The 23,773-nt window shown below is 62.3% G+C and carries 29 protein-coding genes and 1 pseudogene; 15 read left to right on the top strand and 15 right to left on the bottom strand.

Annotated elements, in window-relative coordinates; genetic code table 11:
- Positions 1-67 precede the first annotated feature (67 nt).
- Positions 68-868, top strand: coding sequence for a hypothetical protein (locus JQ592_RS32560; protein ID WP_433996444.1), 801 nt, complete (start codon positions 68-70; stop codon positions 866-868).
- A 111-nt stretch (positions 869-979) separates the two neighbouring features.
- Here JQ592_RS32560 and JQ592_RS32565 read toward each other — a convergent pair whose 3' ends face one another.
- Positions 980-1,480, bottom strand: coding sequence for a winged helix-turn-helix transcriptional regulator (locus JQ592_RS32565; RefSeq protein WP_211406904.1), 501 nt, complete (start codon positions 1,478-1,480; stop codon positions 980-982).
- A gap of 138 nt (positions 1,481-1,618) precedes the next feature.
- Here JQ592_RS32565 and JQ592_RS32570 point away from each other — a divergent pair, with 138 nt between their 5' ends.
- The 3 genes and pseudogenes from JQ592_RS32570 to JQ592_RS32580 all read left to right on the top strand — a co-directional run bounded on the left by JQ592_RS32570 (position 1,619) and on the right by JQ592_RS32580 (position 3,317).
- Complete coding sequence (locus JQ592_RS32570; protein ID WP_211406817.1) at positions 1,619-2,254, top strand: isochorismatase family cysteine hydrolase; 636 nt, start codon at positions 1,619-1,621, stop codon at positions 2,252-2,254.
- 12 nt (positions 2,255-2,266) lie between these two features.
- Positions 2,267-2,731: pseudogene (locus JQ592_RS32575) on the top strand (epoxide hydrolase N-terminal domain-containing protein); the annotation flags it as partial.
- A 61-nt stretch (positions 2,732-2,792) separates the two neighbouring features.
- Positions 2,793-3,317, top strand: coding sequence for a hypothetical protein (locus JQ592_RS32580; RefSeq protein WP_211406819.1), 525 nt, complete (start codon positions 2,793-2,795; stop codon positions 3,315-3,317).
- Between the two features lie 583 nt (positions 3,318-3,900).
- Here the strand turns inward: JQ592_RS32580 and JQ592_RS32585 are convergent.
- From JQ592_RS32585 to JQ592_RS32600, 4 genes are read right to left on the bottom strand one after another with little or no spacing between them, the layout of a single operon-like run.
- Positions 3,901-7,050: an efflux RND transporter permease subunit gene (locus JQ592_RS32585; RefSeq protein WP_211406820.1), complete on the bottom strand. Its 3,150-nt coding sequence runs from the start codon at positions 7,048-7,050 to the stop codon at positions 3,901-3,903.
- A complete protein-coding gene (locus JQ592_RS32590; RefSeq protein ID WP_211406821.1) occupies positions 7,047-8,123 on the bottom strand; it encodes an efflux RND transporter periplasmic adaptor subunit in 1,077 nt (358 codons plus the stop codon). Before JQ592_RS32590 ends, JQ592_RS32585 begins: the two co-directional genes overlap by 4 nt.
- Complete coding sequence (locus JQ592_RS32595) at positions 8,120-9,241, bottom strand: efflux RND transporter periplasmic adaptor subunit (RefSeq protein ID WP_211406822.1); 1,122 nt, start codon at positions 9,239-9,241, stop codon at positions 8,120-8,122. The genes JQ592_RS32590 and JQ592_RS32595 overlap by 4 nt, the downstream gene beginning before the upstream one ends.
- Complete coding sequence (locus tag JQ592_RS32600; RefSeq protein ID WP_211406823.1) at positions 9,238-10,107, bottom strand: histidine kinase dimerization/phosphoacceptor domain -containing protein; 870 nt, start codon at positions 10,105-10,107, stop codon at positions 9,238-9,240. The genes JQ592_RS32595 and JQ592_RS32600 overlap by 4 nt, the downstream gene beginning before the upstream one ends.
- A gap of 210 nt (positions 10,108-10,317) precedes the next feature.
- On the opposite strand from JQ592_RS32600, the gene JQ592_RS32605 reads away from it, so the two are divergent.
- Positions 10,318-10,971 carry a TetR/AcrR family transcriptional regulator gene (locus tag JQ592_RS32605; protein ID WP_211406824.1) on the top strand — a complete coding sequence of 218 codons (654 nt, stop codon included), beginning with the start codon at positions 10,318-10,320 and terminating at the stop codon, positions 10,969-10,971.
- Between the two features lie 37 nt (positions 10,972-11,008).
- On the opposite strand, the gene JQ592_RS32610 is transcribed toward JQ592_RS32605, so the two are convergent.
- The 3 genes from JQ592_RS32610 to JQ592_RS32620 all read right to left on the bottom strand — a co-directional run bounded on the left by JQ592_RS32610 (position 11,009) and on the right by JQ592_RS32620 (position 12,434).
- On the bottom strand, positions 11,009-11,653 hold the full coding sequence (locus JQ592_RS32610) for a TetR/AcrR family transcriptional regulator (RefSeq protein WP_211406825.1): 645 nt from the start codon (positions 11,651-11,653) through the stop codon (positions 11,009-11,011).
- Positions 11,654-11,663: 10 nt separating this feature from the next.
- On the bottom strand, positions 11,664-12,101 hold the full coding sequence (locus tag JQ592_RS32615; protein WP_246820838.1) for a hypothetical protein: 438 nt from the start codon (positions 12,099-12,101) through the stop codon (positions 11,664-11,666).
- Positions 12,102-12,179: 78 nt separating this feature from the next.
- Positions 12,180-12,434, bottom strand: a complete 255-nt coding sequence (locus JQ592_RS32620) for a hypothetical protein (RefSeq protein WP_211406826.1) — start codon at positions 12,432-12,434, stop codon at positions 12,180-12,182.
- Positions 12,435-12,589: 155 nt separating this feature from the next.
- On the opposite strand from JQ592_RS32620, the gene JQ592_RS32625 reads away from it, so the two are divergent.
- The 10 genes from JQ592_RS32625 to JQ592_RS32670 all read left to right on the top strand — a co-directional run bounded on the left by JQ592_RS32625 (position 12,590) and on the right by JQ592_RS32670 (position 18,007).
- Positions 12,590-12,790: a hypothetical protein gene (locus JQ592_RS32625; RefSeq protein ID WP_211406827.1), complete on the top strand. Its 201-nt coding sequence runs from the start codon at positions 12,590-12,592 to the stop codon at positions 12,788-12,790.
- Positions 12,787-12,942: a hypothetical protein gene (locus tag JQ592_RS32630; protein ID WP_211406828.1), complete on the top strand. Its 156-nt coding sequence runs from the start codon at positions 12,787-12,789 to the stop codon at positions 12,940-12,942. Before JQ592_RS32625 ends, JQ592_RS32630 begins: the two co-directional genes overlap by 4 nt.
- 19 nt (positions 12,943-12,961) lie before the next feature.
- Complete coding sequence (locus JQ592_RS32635; RefSeq protein ID WP_246820863.1) at positions 12,962-13,180, top strand: hypothetical protein; 219 nt, start codon at positions 12,962-12,964, stop codon at positions 13,178-13,180.
- Positions 13,181-13,238: 58 nt separating this feature from the next.
- A complete protein-coding gene (locus JQ592_RS32640; RefSeq protein WP_211406829.1) occupies positions 13,239-13,520 on the top strand; it encodes a hypothetical protein in 282 nt (93 codons plus the stop codon).
- Between the two features lie 23 nt (positions 13,521-13,543).
- A complete protein-coding gene (locus tag JQ592_RS32645) occupies positions 13,544-14,143 on the top strand; it encodes a PepSY domain-containing protein (RefSeq protein WP_211406830.1) in 600 nt (199 codons plus the stop codon).
- Positions 14,144-14,179: 36 nt separating this feature from the next.
- Entirely contained in the window at positions 14,180-15,352 is a 1,173-nt protein-coding gene (locus JQ592_RS32650; protein WP_211406831.1) for a DUF3734 domain-containing protein, read from the top strand.
- 29 nt (positions 15,353-15,381) lie between these two features.
- A complete protein-coding gene (locus tag JQ592_RS32655; RefSeq protein WP_211406832.1) occupies positions 15,382-16,173 on the top strand; it encodes an acetoacetate decarboxylase in 792 nt (263 codons plus the stop codon).
- 60 nt (positions 16,174-16,233) lie between these two features.
- Positions 16,234-17,022, top strand: coding sequence for a 3-hydroxybutyrate dehydrogenase (locus JQ592_RS32660; RefSeq protein WP_211406833.1), 789 nt, complete (start codon positions 16,234-16,236; stop codon positions 17,020-17,022).
- A gap of 27 nt (positions 17,023-17,049) precedes the next feature.
- Positions 17,050-17,301: a hypothetical protein gene (locus JQ592_RS32665; RefSeq protein ID WP_211406834.1), complete on the top strand. Its 252-nt coding sequence runs from the start codon at positions 17,050-17,052 to the stop codon at positions 17,299-17,301.
- A 97-nt stretch (positions 17,302-17,398) separates the two neighbouring features.
- A complete protein-coding gene (locus tag JQ592_RS32670) occupies positions 17,399-18,007 on the top strand; it encodes a hypothetical protein (protein ID WP_211406835.1) in 609 nt (202 codons plus the stop codon).
- Between the two features lie 331 nt (positions 18,008-18,338).
- Here JQ592_RS32670 and JQ592_RS32675 read toward each other — a convergent pair whose 3' ends face one another.
- Genes JQ592_RS32675 through JQ592_RS32705 form a run of 7 tightly spaced genes read right to left on the bottom strand, consistent with a single transcriptional unit; the run spans position 18,339 to position 23,767 of the window.
- Complete coding sequence (locus JQ592_RS32675) at positions 18,339-19,373, bottom strand: Gfo/Idh/MocA family protein (RefSeq protein WP_211406836.1); 1,035 nt, start codon at positions 19,371-19,373, stop codon at positions 18,339-18,341.
- A gap of 6 nt (positions 19,374-19,379) precedes the next feature.
- Positions 19,380-19,829 (bottom strand): type II 3-dehydroquinate dehydratase, encoded by a 450-nt coding sequence (aroQ, locus tag JQ592_RS32680; RefSeq protein ID WP_211406837.1) that lies wholly within the window; start codon positions 19,827-19,829, stop codon positions 19,380-19,382.
- 13 nt (positions 19,830-19,842) lie between these two features.
- Positions 19,843-20,589, bottom strand: coding sequence for an amino acid ABC transporter ATP-binding protein (locus JQ592_RS32685; protein WP_246820839.1), 747 nt, complete (start codon positions 20,587-20,589; stop codon positions 19,843-19,845).
- Positions 20,590-20,646: 57 nt separating this feature from the next.
- A complete protein-coding gene (locus JQ592_RS32690; RefSeq protein WP_211406838.1) occupies positions 20,647-21,474 on the bottom strand; it encodes a transporter substrate-binding domain-containing protein in 828 nt (275 codons plus the stop codon).
- Positions 21,475-21,525: 51 nt separating this feature from the next.
- Entirely contained in the window at positions 21,526-22,182 is a 657-nt protein-coding gene (locus tag JQ592_RS32695; RefSeq protein ID WP_211406839.1) for an amino acid ABC transporter permease, read from the bottom strand.
- Between the two features lie 10 nt (positions 22,183-22,192).
- Positions 22,193-22,861 (bottom strand): amino acid ABC transporter permease, encoded by a 669-nt coding sequence (locus JQ592_RS32700; RefSeq protein ID WP_211406840.1) that lies wholly within the window; start codon positions 22,859-22,861, stop codon positions 22,193-22,195.
- 51 nt (positions 22,862-22,912) lie between these two features.
- Positions 22,913-23,767, bottom strand: coding sequence for a shikimate dehydrogenase (locus JQ592_RS32705; protein WP_246820841.1), 855 nt, complete (start codon positions 23,765-23,767; stop codon positions 22,913-22,915).
- Positions 23,768-23,773: the final 6 nt, after the last annotated feature.

Consider the following 23,773-nt stretch of genomic DNA (forward strand, 5'->3'; position numbering starts at 1 on the left):
ACACGAGCCTGTCATCGGTGCACACACGCCGTAATCGGAACGCGATAACCCACCGAGGTAGCTTCTGATGCGCACTCACCGGACCAGCTATCGATCCTGGTTGTCGCTCGGCGCCACCGCCGGTTACTTCGCGTGGATTTTGTTGGTGGCCATCATGGGCGATGCGGCGCACGCCGGAGTCGCCCTCGAAGAACGCAAATTACCGATGAGATTCAGCTGGGTTGCTTGTCAGCCAAATTGCCGAGGCTGGGTCAGCGCAGTCGGCGTCGTCACCGCCCGCACCCCAGGGGATTTCGATGATTTCGCGCGCGATCGTCGGCTCAGGGGTGAAACCGTCGTGCTGAATTCCAGCGGCGGGTCAGTCAACGATTCGATTGCGCTCGGGCGGCGGTTCCGGGCGCTCGGAATGTTGACGACCGTTGGGGTGAGCATGCTTGCCGACAGCGCACGTGGAGAGAGCGCTCACGTGTCACCTGAGGCTTATTGCGAGTCCATGTGCGTTTTTCTGCTGCTATCGGGCAAGTCACGCCACGTACCGGAACAGTCGCATGTCCGCGTGCATCAGATCTGGATGGGTGATCGCGCTGACGATGCGCGAGCCGCCAGCTATAGCGCAGATGATCTCATGATCGTGGAGCGCGATGTCGGACGTCTTGCCCAATACACTTTCGAAATGGGCGGCACAGGCGATCTGTTGGCGCTGTCGCTGAGCGTACCGCCCTGGGAAGATCTACATGAACTGTCTCGAGAGGAATTGCGGCTGACCAATCTCGTCACAGCTGAGATAAGTGCTGAGCTGGGCAGTCCCCAACCTCCGCTCAATCGCTTCGCAAGCTCTGCGACCTCAGCTTCTCATGGGCGAGAGTAGCGCGGCCGAAACCGGTCTGTGGATTTCGATCGAATGCCAGCCCCTCTTTGCGAAGGCCGCGTCTGCTTCCTTTCAGCGTAACGGCCCCAGGGAGCATTGAGGGCCGCATGCCTAACGGTTCGCCTTGAACGCCTCGGCCCGCGCCTCCCGCTCCCGGCGATATTTGGGAGACTGCTCCGCCACCATATTCGTCCGGCTGAGGGGCCTGCCGCAGGATTCGCAGGTCGGACCGAGGCCCGCCGGCTTACCGCAGATCAGGTGCGTATAGTTCACCGCGCGAGCTTCCCTTGGCGACTTGATCCAGGTCTCTCCCCAGGCCCGCAGTGCCAGGATCACCGGATGAAAGGCTTCGCCCTTCTCCGTCAGCAGATATTGGTAGCGTAGCGGGCGCTTGCTGTAGGCGCGCCGCTTCACCAGGCCGGCAGCCTCCAAATTCTTCAGCCGCGCAGCGATCATCTGCGGCGTCCCCTCCGTTTGCGCCTGGATCTCCTCGAAGCGGTGCATCCCCATGAACAGCTCGCGCAGGATCAGGACCGTCCAGCGGTCGCCGACGACCGTCTCGGCGCGGGCTATTGGGCAGAGTGTTTGGTCAGACAGGTTGTCCTTCATCATCTTCATCACGTTTTCTTCATCTCACTTGTGCCTATGAATTTCATAGCAACATGGGACGGCATCAGTTCGAATGCAATGGGCCGCCTTCGGTGCCCGGTTCATCAGCAAAGGGCGCCCGGCGACCCAAAGGAGACGACAATGACCGAGACTACCTATCCACACGGCAGAACCGCCCTGCTCTTCGTCGATCCCTACAACGATTTCCTGTCCGAGGGCGGCAAGGTCTATCCGCGCATCAAGCCGATCGCCGACGAGGTCGGGCTGCTCGACAATTTGCGCCGGCTCGACGCCGCGGTCCGCGCGGCCGGCATCCAGAAGGTGATCGTCCCGCACCGCCGCTGGGAGCCGGGCGACTACGAGACCTGGGACCATCCCAACCCGACCCAGCGGTCGATCATGCATCGCCACAGTTTCGCGCGCGGTGAATGGGGCGGTGAATGGCATCCCGATTTTGCACCGAAGCCGGGCGACCTGATCGCGCATGAGCACTGGGGCCAAAGCGGCTTCGCCAACACCGACCTTGACATGCTGCTGAAGCAAAAGGGCATCACGCATGTGATCGTCGTCGGGCTGCTCGCCAATACGTGCATCGAATCCACCGCCCGCTACGCCATGGAGCTCGGCTACCACGTCACGCTGGTGCGCGACGCCACGGCGGCCTTCACCCACGAAATGATGCATGCCGCCCACGAACTGAACGGTCCCACCTACGCTCATTCCATCCTGACAACCGCCGAGGTGATCGCGGCCCTGCCGATTGGCGGCTCAACCTGAGGAGATCGTCAAATGACCACGCAGACCGGGAAGTCGATTGCAATTGCGGCGACACAGCCGAGACAGCAAAGCATCGATCACGACAGGCGCAGGCTGATCACAGCCGCTGCCATGGGAGTTGCCGCCGCTGGCGCAAACCTCTTCCCGATACGACTGGCGCAGGCCGCCACGAACCACGAGATCCGTCCGTTCCACATCAACATTCCCGAAGCCGACCTCCTCGACCTTCGTCAGCGCCTTGCAGCGACCCGATGGCCGGACAACGAGACCGTGGCCGACGATTCCCAGGGCGTGCCGCTGGCGATGCTGCAGGACCTCGTCCGCTACTGGCAGACCGCCTACGACTGGCGCAGGGTCGAGGCACGGCTGAACGCCTTGCCGCAGTTCGTCACCGAAATCGACGGGCTCGGCATCCATTTCATCCATGTCCGCTCGAAGTACCAAAACGCATTACCGATGATCGTCACCCATGGGTGGTATTAATCAATTGCCGTTCCGACGTCGAACCGAGCGCTGGCTCGCAGTAAAGGATGACCAAATGAGTGACCGCCAAATCGTTGATTCCAGCTTCACCGCCATCATCAACGCCCCGATCGACAAGATCGACATTCCGGCCTGGTGCTTCAATCTCTCGGAGAGCGACTATCAGGGCTGCTCACCCGCTCACATCGCCGTAGGCTTCACCACGGCGCCCGACGGCAGGCGCATGTCAATCAACGTCGAGACGATCGGCGGCAGCACGATGGTGCAGCACTATGTCGAGACCCTGGGACAGAAGGACCATTTAGTACTCGATTCCGATTCCGATGTCTTCACGCCGACCGGCCGGACGAAGATCCACGTCACGTGGGAACTGAGCGCCAAGGACATCAGTGGCGGAAAGTGCGAATTCACCAACCGCGTCCGCTCCTACGCGACCGACGAATTCCTCACGTTTTTGGCGAGGCAAGGCATCCCGTTCGAGCAATTCCGCTCCCAACGCCAGCCGGCTTCGATCGCTCACAATCAGAGTGAGACCCCCCTGTTCGCCGCCAGCATCGAGCGGCAAGCCCTGCGCAACTGAACTCGCATCGGAAGGAGACGTATTCATGACCAAGCTGGTGACCATGGGAACTGAAGAGGAATCTTGAAAGAAACTAGGCTAGTCGCAGACGAGATACCTGCGATGTCCTCTATAGGCATAATAGCAGTCACTACTCGAGTAGTAGCTGGAGCGCGCGCCGCCATAGGCGTATCCGGCGTAAGCGCCGGCCGCGTATGCGCCGGCATATGATGCCGCACGCGCGCCATATCCATATCCGTGCGCTCCACCATAACGATAGGCGCCGGCACCGCCGATGTTGACTGCCGTCGTCCGCGGTGCGTTCACGATGGTCGGCCCGCCGCCGACACCTCGCGCGGCGAGATCCGCGCGCGGCCCAGCTGCCGGACCGAGCCGAGGCCCCGGGCCAGCGACAGGGCCGGGCTGAGGGGGACCTGCAAATGTTGGCGGAGTTGCGGGAGCGATCGGAGGCGGCCCGGGCGGTGCCATCGGTGGCGGCGGCGGAAATTGCGCAAACGCAGCAGTGGCGACGAGCGGACTCGCTGCGACAGTCACAGCGACCGCAAAGGTTGATAGCGTCTTCGAAAGCATCGTCGTCTCCGTCCTAGATCTGGACCTCGAGCACAGGCTCAGGTGCGTGGTGAGTGGCGGTCTGTTCGGCAGGCGCTTCCTGCGCATCAGCTTCGGGTTCATGGGCAGGTGATCCAGTTGCACGATCAGGATGGATTCTGAACCACGCCACATAGAGCGCCGGCAGGAACAGCAGCGTCAGCAGCGTGCCGACGATGATGCCGCCCATCATGGCATAGGCCATCGGGCCCCAGAAAATCTCCCGCGCGATTGGAATCAGGGCGAGACTTGCGGCGGCGGCTGTCAGCAGGATCGGGCGCATGCGGTGCTCGGTTGCTTCCACCACGGCATCCCAGGGGGGCCGGCCCTCCTTTTTCAGATCTTCGATCTGCACGATCAGGATCACGGAGTTGCGGACCAGGATGCCGATGAGGGCCAGCACGCCGAGGATGGCGACGAAGCCCAGCGGCGCCCCGCTCGGCAGCATGGCCATGACAACGCCGATCAGCGCGAGCGGTGCGACCGCGAACACCAGGAACAGGCGCGAAAAGCTCTGCAGCTGTACCATCAACACGGTCGCCATGACGAACAGCATCAGCGGCACGACCGCGATGATTGGCCCCTGGCTCTTGGCGCTCTCTTCCACTGATCCGCCGATCTTGATCGCGTAGCCCGCGGGCAGCTGCTTTGCAAATTCCGCAACCTTCGGCGCAAGCTGGTCGACGACCGTCTTCGGCTGAACGTCGCTGACGACAGCGGCCTTCAGCGTGATGGTCGGAATCCGCGCACGGCGCCAGATCGTGGGCTGTTCGAGTTCATAGCGCAGATTGGCAACAGCCCCGAGCGGCACCGATTGGCCGCCGAGCCCAGTCAATTGAAGGTCGCGCAGCGTGTCGATCGAGGCGCGTTCCGGCGCGGTCGCACGTCCCGTAACATTGACCAGATAGATGCTGTCACGCACCTGCGTGATCGGCGAGCCCTGGAGCACGGAGTTCAGGGTGGTGGCGATGTCTTCCGAGGTCACGCCGAGCTGGCGCGCCTTGTCCTGAAGCACATCGACCTTGACGACGCGCGCCGGCTCCATCCAGTCGAACACCACGTTGCCGAGATCAGGACCGCTGCGAATGACGCCGGCAAGCTTCTGCGAGAGGTCACGAACCTCAGCGATGTCGGGGCCGCTCAGGCGGTATTGCACGGGACGGCCGACGGGAGGGCCGACCTCGAGCAGCTTGACGTAGGTGTCGGTGCCCGGGAACGTCTTTCTCAAATAGTCCTCGAACTGCGACTTGACTTTGTCGCGCGCGGCGATGCCGCCTTTGGTCACGATCACCTGCTGACCGAACCAGGTGTTGGCGGTCTGCAGGTCGAACGACAGCACGAAGCGGGGCGCACCGGTGCCGACATAGGTGGACCAGTGCTCGACCGAATTATTGCCCTGCAACTGCTCGCGCTCGAAGCGAGCCATCTGCGTGTTGGTCTCGGTGATCGAAGCGTTCTGCGGCAGGTTCCAGTCGATCACGAGCTCGGCACGGTCGGACGAGGGGAAGAACTGCTGTTGTACGAACTGCAAGCCGAACAGGGCGAGCAGGAAGGCGCCGGCCGTCACGGCAACGGTGATCCAGCGGTGATGCATGCAGAACAGCAGCAGGCGCGCGAACATCTGCGCGAGGCGCCCCTTCTGCTCGTGATGTCCCTTCATCCTGGCCGGCAGGATGGTGACGCCGAGAAGCGGCGTGAACAAGACGGCCACGATCCATGAGACGATCAGAGATACCGCGATCACCACGAACAAGGTGAAGGTGAACTCGCCGGCGTTGCTGCTGTTGAGCCCGATCGGGATGAAGCCGGCCACGGTGACCAGCGTTCCCGTCAACATCGGAAATGCGGTCGACGTATAGACGTGGGTTGCCGCCTTTTCGAGGGGATCGCCGATCTCGAGCCGCGCCACCATCATCTCGACCGCGATCATGGCGTCGTCGACCAGCAGGCCAAGCGCGATGATTAGGGCCCCCAGCGAAATGCGTTGCAGCGAGATGCCGCAATAGGCCATCACGACGAACGTGATCGCGAGCACGAGCGGAATAGCGATTGCGACCACGAGCCCCGCCCGCAAGCCCAGGCTCAGGAAGCTGATGCCGAGCACGATGATCACGGCCTCGAACAGCGCTTCGGTAAAGCCCGAAACGGCATGTTCGACCACGACGGGCTGGTCGGCAACGAGGTGCACGCCGACGCCGATCGGCAGGTCGGCGATGATCCTGGTCATCTCCTGCTTCAGCGCCTCGCCGAACTGGAGCAGGTTGGCACCGGACTTCATGCCGATTGCAAGCGCAATGGCGGGCTGACCGTTGTACCTGAATAGAGTTGATGGCGGATCGGCGTAGCCGCGCGTGATGGTCGCAACATCGGTCAGCGGGAAGAAGCGATCGTTGATGCGGAGATTGACCGCCTTCAGGCTCGCCTCGGAGGTGAACTGGCCATTCACGCGGACGCTGATCCGCTCCGGCCCCTCCTGGAGCACGCCGGAGGGCGCGACCGCGTTCTGGCCTTGGAGCGAATTCATGATGGCGTGAACGTCGAGGCCGAGGGCCGCGATCTTGCGGGTGGAGAATTCGAGGTAGATCACCTCGTCCTGAGCGCCGAGGATGTCGACCTTGCCGACATCGGGCACCGTCAGCACCTGGGCCCTTATATCCTCGACCTGGTCGCGGAGCTGTCGCTGGCTCAAGCCGTCGCTGGTGAAGGCATAGACATTGCCAAAGACGTCACCGAAGCGGTCGTTGAAACCGGGCCCGATCACGCCTTGTGGAAAATCGCCCCTGATGTCTGCGATCATGTTGCGGACGCGCACCCAGGTCGGCTTGACGTCCGCCGCCTTGGTCGAATCGCGCAAGTAAACGAAGACGGTAGTCTGGCCTGCGACCGTCACGCTCTTGGTGTAGTCGAGCGATTCGAGCTCCTCCAGCTTCTTCTCGATCCGATCTGTGACCTGACGCGTCATCTCCTCGGGCGAGGCGCCCGGCCACTCCGCCTGGATCACCATGGTCTTGATGGTGAAGTCAGGATCCTCCTGTCGCCCCAGCTGGAGATAGGCAAACAGGCCGGCCGCCATGAAGGCGATCATGAAATACCAGACGAGCGAACGATGGCCCAGCGCCCAGTCGGAGAGGTTGAACGACTTCATGGCTCTTGATCCTGTTCGAAGCGGACGCGCTGTCCTGGCTTGAGGCTGTGAATTCCGGCGGTGACGACGCGGGTGCCTGCAGCAAGCCCGCCGGTGACGCGGATGCCCGCCGCTTCGGCGACACCATCGATCTTCTGCAGAGAGACGGTGCCGGCGGACTGATCGACCACCCAGACAAAATCGGCGCCGTCCCTGGCGAGCACAGCTGATGCGGGCAGGCGCAAATCCTTGCCCTGATCCTTGCCGAGCTTTGCCATGACGGTCGCGCCGAGACGGAAGCTTTCGGGCGGATTGTCGAGCGCAATCCGGACGCGCCGCAGCCGTGTCACCGGATCGGCTTGCGGCGCGATTTCGCGAATCCTGCCCTCGACCTGAACGGCGGGGAGGAGCTGCAGGCTGACGCTGAACAGGAGACCGGCTTCGAGGGGGACAGGGAGGTCTTCCCCGATATCGACGACCGCCTCCCGAATGTCCGGCCGCGCAACCGTCACCACGGTTTGACCCGGCGAGACCACCTGACCGACTTCCGCGCCGACGGCGGTGACGACGCCGCCGAAGTCGGCCTTGATCTGGGCGTAGCCGAGTTGCTCGATCGCCTTGGTCAGGTTCGCCTGCTCCTGCGCAACGCTTGCTTCGGCGCCGGCGCGGGCCTGTTCGGCATTGTCCAGCGTTTGCCTGGTGGTCGCATCGCTGGTGATCAGCGTGCGTTGCCGCTCCTCCGTGGCCTTGGCCGTCGCAAGCTGTGCCTCGGCCTTCGAAAGCTGAGCTTTCGCCGCGCGAACGGCGAGATCGAGTGCGGTGGGATCAATCGTCCCGATGATTTGTCCTTCGCTGACGATGTCGCCAACGTAGACCGGACGCGAAGTCAGCCGTCCGAGTACGCGAAAGCCAAGGTTGGTTTTATAGCGCGGCTCGACGACGCCGACGGCAACCGTGCTGTCACCGCTGTTCGGCTTGGCCACCATCGAGAGCACGGGGCGCATGGGCTCCGGCGCGTTCGTCTCCTGCTGACATCCGGTGAGCAACGAGGCCGCCGCGAGCGTGCCAGCGATCATCATGACCTGTCGCTTCATGACTGACCTCCCTCTTCAGTGACCGACTGGCCGACGCTCAGAAGCTTGCCGCCGTCGACGACGACGCGCTCGCCGGGCTCGAGGCCCCCCTTGATCAGCACCTGACCGGCTTCATAGGCGCCGACCGTGACGGGCTTCAGCGAAGCTGTCTGCGTTCTCGGGTCGACGGTCCAGACGGCAGGCCTGCTGCCCGCGGCCATCAGCGCGCTCCAGGGCAAGGTGATCTCCTGCTGAGCTTTCGCCTTCACCGTTCCCGCGACGGCGCTGCCCAGCGTCATCGCAGCCGGCGGGTTCTCGATGGACACTTTGACGCGGATCGTGGAGCTCTTCGCGTCGATGGCCGGTGAAATCTCTCTGACCTCGCCCGCTGCTGCCACGCTGGGATCGGAGACCAGCGCCAGCGTCACGCGGCGGCTGTCGGTCTGGCCAAGGAAGACGGATTCGTAGACCTCGAAGACGGCATCCCGCTCCCCGTCCTGAGCAAGCGAGAACACGGGTTGGGCAGCCGGAACGACCTGGCCGACCTCGAGATTTCGGGCGGTAATGACGCCGTTGGCTTCAGCGCGCAGGACGGTATATCCAAACGCATCCCGCGAAGTGCCAAGCTGCGCCTCGGCCGCTTCCAGCACGCCCTCTGCGGTTCGCAGACCTTCCTGCGCCTGGTCGTAAACGGTCCGGGTGGTGAAGCCGCTTGCGATCAGCGCTTTCTGCCGCTCGAATGTAGCCTTCGCCACGCGCAGCTGGGCTTCGGCGGAGGCCACTGCCGCGGTCGCAGCATCGACATCGGCCTGTTGCTCGGCCGGATCGAGCCGGGCGAGGACGTCGCCCTTGTTGACATGAGCACCAACGTCCACGGTGCGAGCGATCACACGTCCGCTGACGCGGAACGAGAGGTCGGCACGGAAGCGCGCCTGGACCTCTCCCGTCAATGTGATGGAGGCTTGCCGGTCGCGCGGCTGCACGATCGTAGTCCGGACTAGCGTTGCCCGTGTGGTCGTCTGCGCCGCGTGATCGTTGCAACCGGTCAGCGCAATGCTGACAAGCGCGGCCGCTGCGACGCACCTCGCTGCATGTGGCGTTCGAAGAAGACGGATCGGATGGGGAGATCGGTTTGTCATGGCGCGTCCGTATGATGGGAAGGTGACAACAGCCCGCCAAGCGCATCGGCGGATTGGCGGGGGACGACCATTTCGCGTTCTTGCTGGCGCAGTCGTCGCGCAAAGGGATCGGTCTCAACGGTGGGCCCGCGTTGATCGGCCGCTGCACTTGCCGTGAGCACCGCTTCGTTCGAAGCAGTGGCTCTCGTGCGGCGCGGAGCTCTCATCTGGCGCGTTGCGATTGACCAGTTGGCGCCCCGTTCGCGCTCGGTCAGCGGGAACGAGAGGACGATCGAGGTGAATTCGGCGCCGAAACCCTGCTCGATCCGGCCTCCGAGCGCCCGCGCGATATCCCTGGCAATTCGCAATTCGCGGTCGGACGTCTCCCGCGCGGGACGCGAGCCGTTGTCCAGGATCACGCAGTTCACCAGCGCGCCGGTGCGCGTCAGCTTGATCCTGATCTGCCCGGCCCGGTCGTCGAAACAGGCGTGCCTTGCCCCGTGCATCACGAGCTCATGGACGATCAGCCCCAGATGCCAGCAGCGCTCCGGCTCAAGCGCGAGGGACTGGGTCGCGAATGCCAGTTGAATGTTCATCCGGTCCAGCAGCGCCCGGCGCATGCCACAGCCCAGCTTGCGAATGTAGGTCGCGGCGTGGATCAGCGTGTCGCCCGCGGGCATCGCCAGCGCACGATGCACGTCGGAGTAGCCATGCAGCAGCTCGACGACATCGCTGAGCGCGCTCTTGGCTTCCGTCCCGTCGACCCGAATGACGGCGGCGGAGACTAGGTCGATGGCGAAGGCGACACCGTTGGTCACCCTGTGATGGAGCTCGCGCAGCAGCACGCCTTCCTGCGAGCCGGACGGGGCTGAGCTCAAAACAGTCATGACATTCTCCTCATTCGCCTCAGACCATCCGGGTCGAACCCCACATCCTTGGGACCCCGACCGTTAGGGAGCACTCGCCAAGCTCGCGAAACGTGCAGACCTGACGAATTAATAAACTATACCGTATATTTTCTTTTTGTTGCCTTTCTTCGCGAGCCATGTCAAGTGGGAAAGCGACGCGCACAGACTCGTGATTTCGGAGGTCCAAGAATGAAGAAGACGAAGCGAGGCAGACCGCCCAAGGATCTTGCCGGGGACGCGCAGGCGCGCATTCTCGACGCAGCCCAGCAGCTGTTTCTGGAGAAGGGCTACCGCAGCGCCAGCATCGACGACATTTCCGAGCTCGCTCCCGCGAGCAAGCCGACGATCTACGCCCACTTCCCCGGCAAGGAAGCGTTGTTCGCGGCGGTGGTGGCCCGCACCATCGACGGCTTGACGGACTTCGAGGGCTTCTCGCCCGAGGGCCGCACCATCGAGGACAAATTGATGAGCCTCGGGACAGCCATCGTCGAGAGAGTGGTCGAGGAATCGCTCGGCATGGTGCGAGCGACCATCGCGGAATCGCAGCGGTTCCCCGAACTGAGCCGCAACGTTCACGACGCCGCGCGCGATCGCTCCCTGGCCGCAGTATCCCAGCTGCTGGACGACGCCACGCAGAAACTCGCTCGCACCCCGAGGGGCCCTTTCAGCGCCAAGCGAAGCCGCGCTACCGCACAGATCTTTCTCGACCTCATTCTGCTGCCGATGCTGTTCCGGTCGCTCGTCGGCGAGACGCCGAAAGACCTGAAGAAGGAGCTTCCCGGCTTCGTGCGCGAGCGTGTCGGCTTTTTCCTGGCAGCCTGCGAGACGGACTGGTCGTACTAGCTGTCCTCTTTGGACGATTGGCTCTGAAGCATTCGCTTTAGCCGGCAGCCTTGAGCTGCACGGGAGCTGTCATCTCGGCCGGTTGCAGGAATGGCGTGCGACGCAAAGCGTCCGTACAAAATCTCAACATCTCGCCGAAGCTTGGCCGCAGCGTCGCAGCGCCGACCCGCGATGGATTGAGATGGACATCCATGGCTTCCAGCAGGCAGCAGGTCAGCGCCATCGGACTGCCGCCCTGCAGTTCGCCGCGTGCTTGCCCGGTGCCGATGATCGGTCGCACCAGCCCGCGGATCCTGTCGTGGTAGGCGAGAACGACCGTCCAGTTCTGCCGGACAGCCAGGGTTACCAGGTCTTGCAGTCGTCGATGCTTCGCCGGTCGAGCTTCATTGCAGTCGGCGATGGCTTTCAGGATTGCGGCCAGGCGCCGTAACGCTGGTCCACTGCCGCCGGCCGCCTCAGCCGCCGCACCTACCGCCTCCTCGAGCACCTCCTCCACCACAGCCTCCTCGATAGCCCGCCTCGAGGGAAAGAATCGATAGACGCTTGCCGAAGACATCGACAGACTCCGCGCGATGTCGGCGACGGTGGTCTTGTTGTGTCCCATCTCGCCATAGAGATGGATAGCGGCCTGCACGATCCTACGGCGGGCGCTTCTCGTTCGATCTTCAATCTGCTCGCGCATAACGTCTCTCTCACTGCGCCGGAAGGTCCATCAGTTCGCGGCGGCAGGCTTCTCCGAAATCGCGCAATGGATCCATTTCCTCGATGAATTTGGGGAGATCGACGAATGTGCGATTTGGCGAAAGATACGTTTCGATGATCAAGTGCCCGGCTCTCTCGGCGGCCTGAACGACCTCGTTGCTCGATAAGATCCGCATGCGCCCGACCAGCGTGTAGAGGCTGACCAGTTGCGGGATTTCGGCCTGATCATTGACCAGGGCGTCGGCATAGAGCCGCGATGCCTCCTCGATGAAGCTGTGGTACAATTGTTCGCGCTTCGAGAACGAGCGGGCATGATGAAGCTCGCGACGCCTTCGGCGTCCGCTAAACCATCCACTGACGATGGTCGAGACCGCGCCGATCGCAGAGCCGCCGAAGGCAGCCAAGGCCGGTATGTACATCGTGCTCATAAGATCGCTCCTGTATCCTGTTGCAGTGCGGATGTGGTTCAGGGCAGCGCCGGGGCACATCAGCCGCAACGTCGCGCGTTATCTGCCCCTGACCGATCCGGTGGATGCCTGCTCGAAGACCGCTTTACACCCTTCGCTCAGATCCGACTTCCTGAGCCGCAGACAGGCTTCGACTCCCGACGGGTCGGGAATGTAGGCACTGCACAGACGAAAGGCGTCGGGCGTGCAGGCCGCCCGCTGCTCCGGTGTACCCCGGTTCTCCTGGGCAAAAGCTGCTGCGCTGCCAAGCGCGACTACGGCCGCTGCGAACAACGCCGCCATCAATTTCGTCATGTCAGATCCTTTCTCTGCTCGAGACTTCTGGTTGAACCTGGCGGAGCCTCGCCGCCTTGATCCTGCACACGCGCTTGTGACGCACTCGTCTTGACTCCGGCCATATCGCGTGATTTATATGAACTATACGGTGTATTTTATTAAGGAGACGCGGAATGTCAACACTGCTGTTCGCGTTGATGCGCGAAAATCCGTTGCCCGGCCTCGCCGCCGCATCGCTGAACGTCATTGTCGCCTTGTGCCTCGTGGCCCTGAGCGTGCTGCTTGGCATCACGATCGCGATGATCGCGTGGGCTCATACGCTCGCCACAGGCCAGACCAGCACCGTCCGGCTGGAGCGGAGGACGGTCGCATGACACCGGCCCTGCTGATCGCCCGCGACTGCATCATCTACTGGGTCAACGTCTGGATCGCGCCGGTCGAATGCGTGTTCGACGTGATCGAGTCCGAGCTCGCGCGCAGAGGCGTTGCGCCAGACGAAGTCGACCGCCTCACGCGCACGGCGTGAGGGAGCACCGGTGTCCGAGATGCTGAACTTCATCGAAGTCTTTGACGGGATGGAAGTGGACCCGACCAGCGGCGAGGTCGTGTGGACCGGTGTGACCGGAACACGGACAGCGCTCCAGCGTGACGGACTCATGATCGATCCGAAGGCCGCAGCCTATTGTCCAACCGAATGGCTCGACGATCGTGGCTATCTCGACGCCGAGCGTGCGCGCCGGCATCCGCGCCCGTGGAGTATCTGACGATGCGACAGAGCGATGCCGTTGTCGGGAGCCGCGTGCCGTGAGCCGACGATCCGTCATGTCAATGCACGCGAGCCGATCGAACGACACCGCCCTTCCCTTGTGCGGCTATTTTCTGTCGGTCGGCGGCGCCCTGCTCTGCTTGCTTTGGGCGATCGGTTGGGTGCTCCCGGCCCAACTGCCAAGCCGCTTCGCGGAGCCGGATCCTGCGCGGCCTCCGATCCGCATCCATTCCGACGTGAAGGGGCCGGAGCGCGTCGTGATCGATACCAACCAGTCGCTGCCCACGCTCTCCGACAAGGAGATCTTTGTCGCTCACACGGCCCTCGCAGGCGATTGACCAACCAGACCGAGATTAATCCAATGTCGAAGCAGCATTTGTTTGCCCTGATCATGTGGTCCGCCACGCTCTCCGCGACCGCCGCCATCGCTGACGTTCAAAAATCTGCAGATGCAGACAGCCGAAGCGCGAGCGCGCAAAGCCAGGCCGAAGAGGCCGCTATCCAACGCGTGCTCTCGGAATTCCGCACCACGCGCGTCCCGCTCAGCCGGGCGATGGCGATCGCGGAACGTCTGCATGATGGCTCGAAGACCGCCGACATCAGCTTCGAGGTGGACGGCCCGCCCGTCTACCGCGTTCGCACGATCCGGAATGAGCACGTGTGGGAGAACGCCATCGACGCAAATACCGGAAGCATCACCGGGAAGGAGATGACGTCGTCGCTGAAGGAGCTCGATCGGGAAGACCTCGCTAAGATCCTTGCCATGAGATGGATCAAGCAAGAATTGTCGGATGCCGTGCAGGTCGCCGAGAAAGCGGCGGCCGGCAGCGCGCTGGCCGGTGGACTGATCCGACAGGACGGCAAACTCAACTTCGTGATCGTCGTCGCCTCCGGGGACCATTTGAAGGAGGTGCTGCTCGAGCCTCCCAAGGTCGGAAAGCAAGACACCAGTCGCCATTAACACGAGCATCCAATCAGCAATTCAAGAGCACTCGCCATGAACTTCCAGCCCCGATCACAAATCTCATCCGCACAACGGCAGCTTCCCTTCGACTGCATCGCGCTGCTGTTGCAAGGCGGGGGTGCGCTTGGCGCGTACCAGGCGGGCGTGTACGAAGCCCTGGCCGATGCCAGCATTCATCCCGACTGGGTCGCCGGCATCTCGATTGGAGCCATCAATGCCGCAATCATCGCCGGCAACCCGCCCGAGTCTCGCGTTGACCGCCTGCGCGATTTTTGGACCCAGGTCACCTCGACCGCGCCCTGGGATTGGTCCGGCAATCCTTTCCTGGATTGGACGCGGAGCGACAATACGCGCAACCTCATCAACCAGATGAGCGCCGGTCTGGCGGCCACATGTGGCGCCACCGGATTCTTCTCAGCCCGTCCCGTTTTGCCTTGGCTGCAGCCAGGTGGAGCCAGCGATGCGACCAGCATCTATGACACGCGCGCGCTCAAGACCACGCTGGAGCGCCTGGTCGACTTCGATCGTATCAATGCCGGGCTGACGCGCTTCAGCGCCGGCGCAGTCAACGTCCGAACCGGAAATTTCGTCTATTTCGACAATACCACGCATACGATCCGGCCCGAGCACATCATGGCCAGCGGCGCGCTGCCGCCGGGCTTTCCGGCGGTGGAGATCGAGGGCGAGCACTATTGGGACGGCGGCCTCGTCTCAAACACACCGCTGCAATGGGTGATTGAATCTGATGCCCCGCAGGACATGCTCGCATTCCAGGTCGACCTCTGGAGCGCGCGCGGTCAACTTCCCCGCAACATGGCTGAGGTCGTCACGCGGCATAAGGAAATCCAGTATTCGAGCCGCACGCGCGCCAGCACCGACCAGTTCAAGCATGTGCAGCGCCTGCGGCGCGCACTCACGGATCTGCTCGGCCGGCTGCCCGACGATCTCAGTCAGCATGAGGACGTGAGACTGCTCAGCACGGCTGTCTCGCGGAACGTCTACAGCATCGTCCATCTGATCTATCGCGCGCGCAATCACGAGGGGCATTCCAAGGATTACGAGTTCTCGCGCCTATCGATGCAGGACCATTGGCAAGCCGGCTACCACGACGCACTGCGCACCCTCCGCCATCCCGAGGTGCTCGCTCGACCTTCGAGCCCCGACGGGGTCTTCACCTTCGATCTCGAACATGACGGCCGCGAGTAGCCCGATCTCATCGCCTGGAGAGAACGCAAATGCGCGAGACTGACGTGAAACGACAGGCTTTTGCCATGCCGCTGACCAGCCCGGCCTATCCGCTCGGGCCATACCGGTTCGTCGATCGCGAATACCTCATCATCACCTATCGAACCGATCCGGACAGGCTTCGGGCCGTGGTTCCGGAACCGTTGGAGGTCGACCAGCGAGAAGCGCTGGTCAAATACGAGTTCATCCGCATGCCGGATTCGAATGGCTTTGGCGACTACACGGAGAGCGGACAGGTCATCCCCGTCTCCTTCCGTGGACGCAAGGGCAGCTACACACATTGCATGTTCCTCAACGACGAAGGACCCATTGCGGGTGGACGCGAGCTATGGGGCTTTCCGAAGAAGCTTGCGCAACCGATCCTGCGAACCGAGATCGACACGTTGATCGGCACGCTGGAATACGGCCCGCTCCGGGTCGCCACGGGGACAATGGGCTACAAGCACTGCGAGGCCGATCTGGCGAAGGTCAAAGCTGCGCTTAACGAGCCGAACTTCCTGCTCAAGATCATCCCGCACGTCGACGGCAGCCCACGCATCTGCGAGCTCGTTCAATATCATCTCGAGGACATCGTGCTGAAAGGTGCATGGACCGGACCGGCGGCCCTGGCCCTCACGCCACACGCTTTGGCGCCGGTCGCCGAGTTGCCGGTCCTGGAGATCGTCTCAGCCGTCCACATCCGCGCCGACCTCACGCTCGGCCTCGGCACGGTGGTGCACGACTATCTGCAACAGCCGGCTCGCGGTTCGATTCGAGCCGGCGAGAAGGCTCTGGTTTTCTAAGTCAAAATGCGCGCCGCGCAGCTCGGTTCTGATTGGTATGTTACAAGGAAAGTGTACGAGATGGGAATTCTGAACGGTAAGACGGCTGTCGTCACCGGCTCGACCAGCGGCATTGGCCTCGCCTGCGCGCAGGCGTTCGCCAAGGCGGGCGCCAATGTCGTGATGAATGGCATGGGCGCGCCCGCCGACATCGAGAATGAACGCGCTGCGATCGAGCGCGCTTTCGCGGTTAGGGCGATCTACTCGCCCGCGGACATGACGAAGCCGAGCGAGGTCGCCGAGCTCATCGCTCTCGGCGAAGCGACGTTCGGCAGCGTTGACATCCTGGTCAATAATGCCGGCATCCAGCACGTTTCGCCGATCGAGGACTTTCCCGCCGAGAAGTGGGATGCGATCATCGCCATCAACCTGTCCGCCGCATTCCATGCCATCCGCGCGGTCGTGCCCGGTATGAAGAAGCGCGGTTGGGGGCGCATCATCACTACAGCTTCGGCGCATTCACTTGTCGCCTCGCCCTTCAAGTCGGCCTATGTCGCGGCCAAGCACGGCATCGCCGGCCTCACGAAGACGGTGGCGCTGGAACTCGCGCGCTCGAAGATCACCTGCAATTGCATCAGTCCCGGCTACGTCTGGACGCCACTCGTCGAAAAGCAAATTCCGAACACGATGGCGGCCCGGCGCATGCGGAGAGACGAGGTCATCAGCGATGTCTTGCTCGCCGCGCAGCCCACCAAGGAGTTCGTCACCGTCGAGCAGGTCGCCTCGCTCGCACTGTTCCTGTGCAGTGACGAGGCCGCTCAAATCACGGGCGCCAACCTCTCGATGGATGGCGGCTGGACGGCTGCGTAGCCGGTTTCAGTTCACGGAGCTTCAATCGTGCTTGCTCTCGAAAAAGCGAACCTAGTCGACGCGACCAAACGCAGTTTCCGACTCAATCCTGCGGAAGATGACGGCCTCGCCAACGCTCTGCGCGTATGCGAGGAGACCTTCAATGCGGACGCGCTGCCCCAAGGTATCGAGCTGATGGCTCCGTGCGACTTTTATGCGGCGATTGCTTTCGGTCGATCTCGCACTCGGCCAAGGGCCAGGGATGAAGGGGTAAGGCTCTTTCCCTATCTCGCGGCGTGAGGAACGTGCCACCAGACGGCGAGGGAGTTGACCCAAGTCAACACGAGCAAACCCAAGCTCGGAGATCATGCAATTCGAACAATCAACGGAGACGGTCATGTCGGAGCAAAGCAGCATGCATTTCTACCTGAATTGGGCCAAGGAGCGCATCGACGAGATGGATGCCGCACTCGCCTCGTTCGAGGTCAAGGCCGGCGAGGCCAGGGCTGACTCCAAGGTCAAGGCCGAACAGATCATCGCCGATCTGAAGAAGCGCCGCGACGAATTCCAGGCGCAGCTCAAGACGCAAGCCGAAGCCGGCGAAGCGGCCTGGGCACGCAGCCGGACGGAACTCGAGAAACAGTGGAACGGCTTCGAGGCGCAGATGAAGGTTTACTTCGAGAGCGCCGGCAAGCAGCTCGAGCAGCAGCAGGCCACATTCAAGGACATCGCCGCCGCGCAGGCGAAGGCCTGGCGCGAGGCCGCCGACAAGTTCCGTGAGGCGGCTGGCAAGGTCGCCGCAACTCATACCGGGGATTTCGATGCCGCCCTCAAGCAGATGAAATCCGATGCGTCAGAGGCGGAAGCGCGTCTGCAGAAGCTGAAGCAGGCTGGCAGCGAGTCATGGACGGTGCTGAGCGCAGCGCTCGCCGAGTCTCGCAAGGCGTTCGATCAGGCCAATCAGGCGGCTTGGAAGGCGCTGAAGGGCTCTGACGCGAAGAGCTGAAGGTTTTCTCACAAGCCCGCCTCACGCAAGATATGTTTGGCAAGATTTCCTCAGTTCTCGGGAGGCCGAGCGCTTGCAGCATAACGTTTTGACCGCGGAGTTGACCACCTTGGTGAAGCAGGGGAGCGGCAAATTTCGCTGGGAGTTCCGGCCCCTGCCTTAGACTGCTACCATCAAGGGCGCGAAATCGTGCAAGCTCGTAGTTTAGCGTGCAAAATCGCGGGATTGGTAGCGGGGTTCAGTACGCGTTTGAAAAGTGCCCTAGCAATATCAATAGCGTGAAGGTTGCTTTCAAAAGAAAGGCGAGCTTGCGAATTTCGGACGGCCAACATCAAACCGATATGAAATCTCCGGTTTCCGCCGCGCGCTTGATCGCGTCGATCACTCCGAGGGTTTTCAGCCCTTCACGCCCGCCCACCACAGGCTCGGCCGTACCGCGGATGACTCCGCAAAAATTGGCAATCTGCAGGCCGAGCGGGTCTTGCTTCTCGTAGCTCAGCCGCGCGCGCTCGATCGGCGCCCACCAGCTGGCCTCGCTCGGATGATGCCATAGATCGAGTTGCGGAATAGCCAGCGACGCCCTCGTACCGCCGATCTTGTAACACGCCTCCTGCGTATGACTGTAGGCCGGGTTCTCACCAGCGGTGAATTCCCAGCTCCAAGGCGACTGGATGGTATCGGAGACATTGACCGTTCCCAACGCGCCGGAAGCGAAGTGCAGGAGGATCACCGCGGTCTCTTCAACCGCATTTCCACGCAGCCGATTGGATTGGGCAGCCTGTACTGCCACGATATCCCCACAGAGGTACCGCAGCAGGTCGACATCGTGGATGAGATTCAGGAAAACAGGACCCGCCCCTTTCTCGCGGCGCCAGGCCACATCGAAATAGTCGTCCGGCTTGATCAGCCAGAACATGCCATGCACCGATACGATCAGGCCGAGCCGGCCGCTGTCGATCTCCGCCTTGGCGCGCTGGATCATCGGGTTATGCCGGCGATGATGGCCGGTGAGCAGCGGCACGCCCGCCCGCTCCGAGGCTTCGACCAGGGTCTGTGCAGCGAGGACGTCATCCGCTAGCGGCTTCTCGATGAGCGCTGGGATGCGAGCCGCGATACAGTCCATGCCGTTGGCCACGTGCATCTGGTTGGGGGTGGCGACAACCACCCCGTCTGGCCGATTTTCGGAGAGCATGTCCTGAAAGGACGGATACCAGTCCACCTTCAGCGAAACCGCCAACTCTCGTGCCGCAAGCGCCGGATCGACGATCGACGACAGCATCGCCTCCGGCCGCGCGAGAATGTGCTCGACGTGTCGCTTGCCGATGAGACCCGCTCCCATCACCGCCAGGCGGACGGGTGCACTCATACGATGCTATCCCTTCTTCTCATCAAGGAGCTTGGCCACACGACGCAAGCCGAGCAGATAACCCTGGGTGCCGAAGCCTGCGATGACCCCATCAGCTCGTTTGGACACAAATGAATGGTGGCGGAATTCCTCGCGCTTGTGCACGTTGGAAATATGCACTTCGACCACCGTCCCCTCGAACGTGTTCAAGGCATCTAGGATGGCGACTGACGTATGGGTGAAAGCCGCGGGATTCATCACGATGCCGGCAGCCGTCTCGCGCGCCTCGTGGATCCAGTCGATCAACTCGTATTCTCTGTTGGATTGATGGAAACGAATCTCCACGCCAAGCTCCTTGGCTAGCGCCCGGCAATCCCGCTCCACGTCCGCAAGCGTCTCGTGACCATAGATGTGGGGCTGACGCTTGCCGAGCAAGTTGAGATTTGGCCCGTTCAGGACGTAGACAAGACGGCTCATGGAAGTACTCCGTTCAGTGATGGGCGAGGATTTCGCCAAGGAACTGCCTGGTGCGGGCGTGCTGCGGATTGCGGAAGAAAGCGTCGGGAGCGCCTTCTTCGATGATCTGCCCATCAGCCATGAAGATGACCCGGTCGGCAACCTGGCGGGCAAAGCCCATCTCGTGGGTCACGCAAATCATGGTCATGCCGTCGTTGGCGAGGCCTATCATCGTATCGAGCACCTCCTTGACCATCTCGGGATCGAGCGCCGAGGTCGGTTCATCAAACAGCATTACCTTGGGCTGCATGCAGAGCGCACGCGCAATCGCGACGCGCTGTTGCTGGCCGCCTGAAAGCTGAGCCGGATACTTGTCGGCCTGGTCACCGATGCGTACGCGATCGAGATACTTTCGCGCGGTCGCTTCCGCCTCACTCTTGCTGATGCGGCGCGCGCGAATAGGCGCGAGTGTACAGTTCTGCAACACCGTCATATGAGGGAAAAGGTTGAAGCTTTGAAAGACCATGCCGACATCCTGACGTACGACATCGATTGCCTTGATGCTGTCGTCCAGCCGATGGCCGTTCACCACGATACTGCCCTGCTGGATCGCCTCGAGGCGGTTGATGCAGCGGATCAGCGTCGACTTACCTGAACCGGACGGACCGCAGAGCACGATCTTTTCCCCTCTGCGCACAGTGAGATCAACGTTGCGGAGAGCTTGGTACCCGCCGTACCACTTCTGCACGCCCTTCATTTCAATCAGGATCTGGTCCTGCATACTGGTCTCCGCCGTTGGGCGGCGGCCAACGCGGATCGCGTCGGCCGCTCGCGGTGGCTACTGGACGGTGAAGGGAACGCCGGGGACGGAGTCCGGGAAGACAGGGACCGGGACCTTCATCCATTTGGCGTAGAAGCTGGCCAACTTGCCGTTCGACTTGATCTCGTCGATGAACTTGTTGGCCGTCTCGTTCCACTCCTTCTCGCCCAGTCGTGTGCAAGCGCCGTTGTAAAGGGCGGTGAAGTGAAGCTTGGGCTCGAACCCGAGTTCCGGCTTTGCGGCGTTGAGGCGCTGCGGATAAAACAGATTCGCGCCGACTGCCTGAACTTGGCCAGAGAGCAGCGCCTGGATGGTGGCGGCGTCATCGTCGAATCTGCGGATCTCGGTCCCGGACGGGGCGTTGTTGGTCACCTGAGTATCCTGCGTGGAGGACCGCGGAACGCCGATGACGAATTTGCTCATGTCAGCATTGCCGTTGATCGGCGTTGCCTGGGCTGCGACCAGTGTAATCTCGTTGGCGACGTAGGGTTTGGAATACTGCACCGCCTTCGCACGCTCGGGCAGCATGGCCATGGTTGCGAACAGAATGTCCACGCGGCCTGTGGTCAGCGCCGGAATGCGATTGGCAACCGCCAGCGGAACGAACTCGGCCTTTACGCCGAGATATTCTGCGAACGCGCGCCCCATGTCGGCATCGATGCCATCCTGCTTTCCCGAGCTGTCGACATAGCCCCAGGGAGGATTGTCGCCCTGAATGCCGATGACGACGACGCCCTTCTTCTTCACGTCTTCCAGAGTTCCGGCCTGCGATTTGCCTGCGATGGCGATAGCTGCCAATGCCAGCAGCGCGATGCCGAGCTGGCGACGGTTGGGTGAAAACAACATGAGTATCTCCTCCTGGTGATGGCTGTTTGTGATTGAGTAGGTGCGCCGTTCCTACCTTTGACTGGCCAGGGCGAGCCTGGCCTCCATCCGGCTGCCCCACCACGAGAGTGGCCAGCAGAGGATGAAATACATTGCGCCGACCACGCCGAAGACGAGCAACGGCTGGAAGGTCTGGTTCGAAACGATCTGACCGGCGCGGGCGAGTTCGATGAAGCCGACGATGGCAGCGAGCGAAGTGCCCTTGATGAGCTGCACGAGATAGCCGATGGTCGCCGGCAGCGAGATGCGGATCGCCTGCGGCAGCACGATGTCGCGCATGCGGGACGAATAGTGCAGTCCAAGCGCCATCGCCGCCTCGGTCTGGCCGCGCGGCACGGCCTGTATCGCGCCACGCCAAATCTCGCCGAGGAAGGCGGAGGCATTCACGGTGAAACCGATCGCCACCGCGACGAAGGCGTCGAGCTTCAGCCCGGTGAGCGCCAATCCGTAATACACGACGAAGAGCTGCAGCAGCAGCGGCGTGCCCTGGAACATCCCGATGTAAATGCGAGTGATCCATTCCACGCCCTTATGACCACAGGTGCGGAGCAATGCGACGGCCAGCCCAGCCGTGCAGCCGCCCGCAAACGCGACCAGCGTCAGCAGCACCGTCCATTGCAGCCCACGCAGCAGGAAGCCGAACTCGGCAAGACCAAAATGCGGTGTCATGATCGCTCCCTCAGCGTGTCGGATATGAGAAGAAGCGGTGAGAGACGACCGCGAAGCCCAGCATCAACAGCCAGGAGATCGCGAGGTAGAGGAAGGTGACGAAGAAGTAGACCTCGAAGCTGCGGAACGTATCGCTTTCGATGCGCTGCGCAACCGACGTCAATTCGTAAGCCGATACCGCCGAACAGATCGACGAGGTCAGCGTCAGCATGATGAATTGCCCCGTCAGCGAGGGGTAGATCGCGCGAAGCGCGGGCTTGAGCACGATGAACCGGAACACCTGCCCTTTGTGCAGCCCGAGCGCGTAGCCGGCTTCCACCTGTCCTTTGTGAATGGACTGCACCCCGCCGCGGATGATCTCGATGGCGTAGGCGCCGCCATTGACACCGAGTGCGATAATGGCGGTGGCTGTCGGATTGAGCTTCAATCCGATCAGCGGCAGGGCGAAGAACAAAAAGAAAATCTGCACCAGGAAAGGCGTATTGCGCACGATCTCGACGAAGCCGATTACGATGGCCCGCATCAAGGCCGCCTTCGAATCGCGTGCCGCGACGCCGACGACGCCGATCATCATTGCGAGCGTCATGCCGGCAAGCGCCAGGGCGAACGTGCCCACGCACCCCCACAGCAGGGCCGGCATCGCGTGCCAAACCACCGAGAAATCGAGCGTATAGCCCATCTTGCGTTTCCTCTCGGGCGTTGTGCGTACCGCTCGCCCATCGGCCGGGTGTCACCCTCCCAGGGATGCAAAAGTGGCGAAGAAAACGTCTGGATCAGGTGAGATGCCCGAGAACAGGCGAAATGCTTCGGTCCCCTGGAAGATCGCCATGCCACCACCATCGACGGTGCGGCAGCCGAGGGCACGCGCCGCGCGCAGCAGCGCGGTTTCCAGCGGGAAGTAGACGATCTCGGCAACCCACAGATCGGGACGCAGCAAGGCCGTCGGCAGCGGCGTGCCTGGATATTTGTCCATGCCGATCGGCGTTGCGTTGACGATTCCGTCTGCGGCAGCGACGGCCGCCGCGACATCCTGGCCGACCTTCAAGCGCACTTCAGCAAATCGGGGGGACAAGCCGTCGACCACATTATGCACCTTGGCCACGTCGACGTCGATAATGGTCAATTCCTGCACGCCGAGCTTCATGAGCGCGAAAGCGACCGCCGATCCTGCGCCGCCTGCGCCGAATTGGACGACGCGGCCGAGCGATGCACCCTGCATGTTGCGGCGAAAGTTCTCGGCGAAGCCGAACCAGTCGGTGTTGTGGCCGGTCATTCGACCGTTCCTGATAACCACGGTGTTCACCGCGCCAAGCGCCTCCACGTCAGGCGAAAGCTCGTCCAAGAGCGGAAGGATCGCCTGCTTGCAGGGATGGGTCACGTTCAACCCGTCAAAGCCCATCCGCCTTGCCGCCGTGAGCAATTCCGGCAGCGCTTCGGCACCAAGTTTCAACTCCGTCAGGTCAATCTTCTTGTAGAGATAGCGGATGCCCGCGGCGTCAGCGGCCGCTTCATGCATAGGCGGAGTGCGTGACGCCGCGATGCCGCTGCCGATCAGGCCGACGAGAAAGCTGGACTTTTGATGCATGGTCGG

It is taken from the genome of Bradyrhizobium iriomotense (assembly GCF_018129405.1).
In the GTDB taxonomy this organism is placed as follows: Bacteria; Pseudomonadota; Alphaproteobacteria; order Rhizobiales; family Xanthobacteraceae; genus Bradyrhizobium; species Bradyrhizobium iriomotense_B.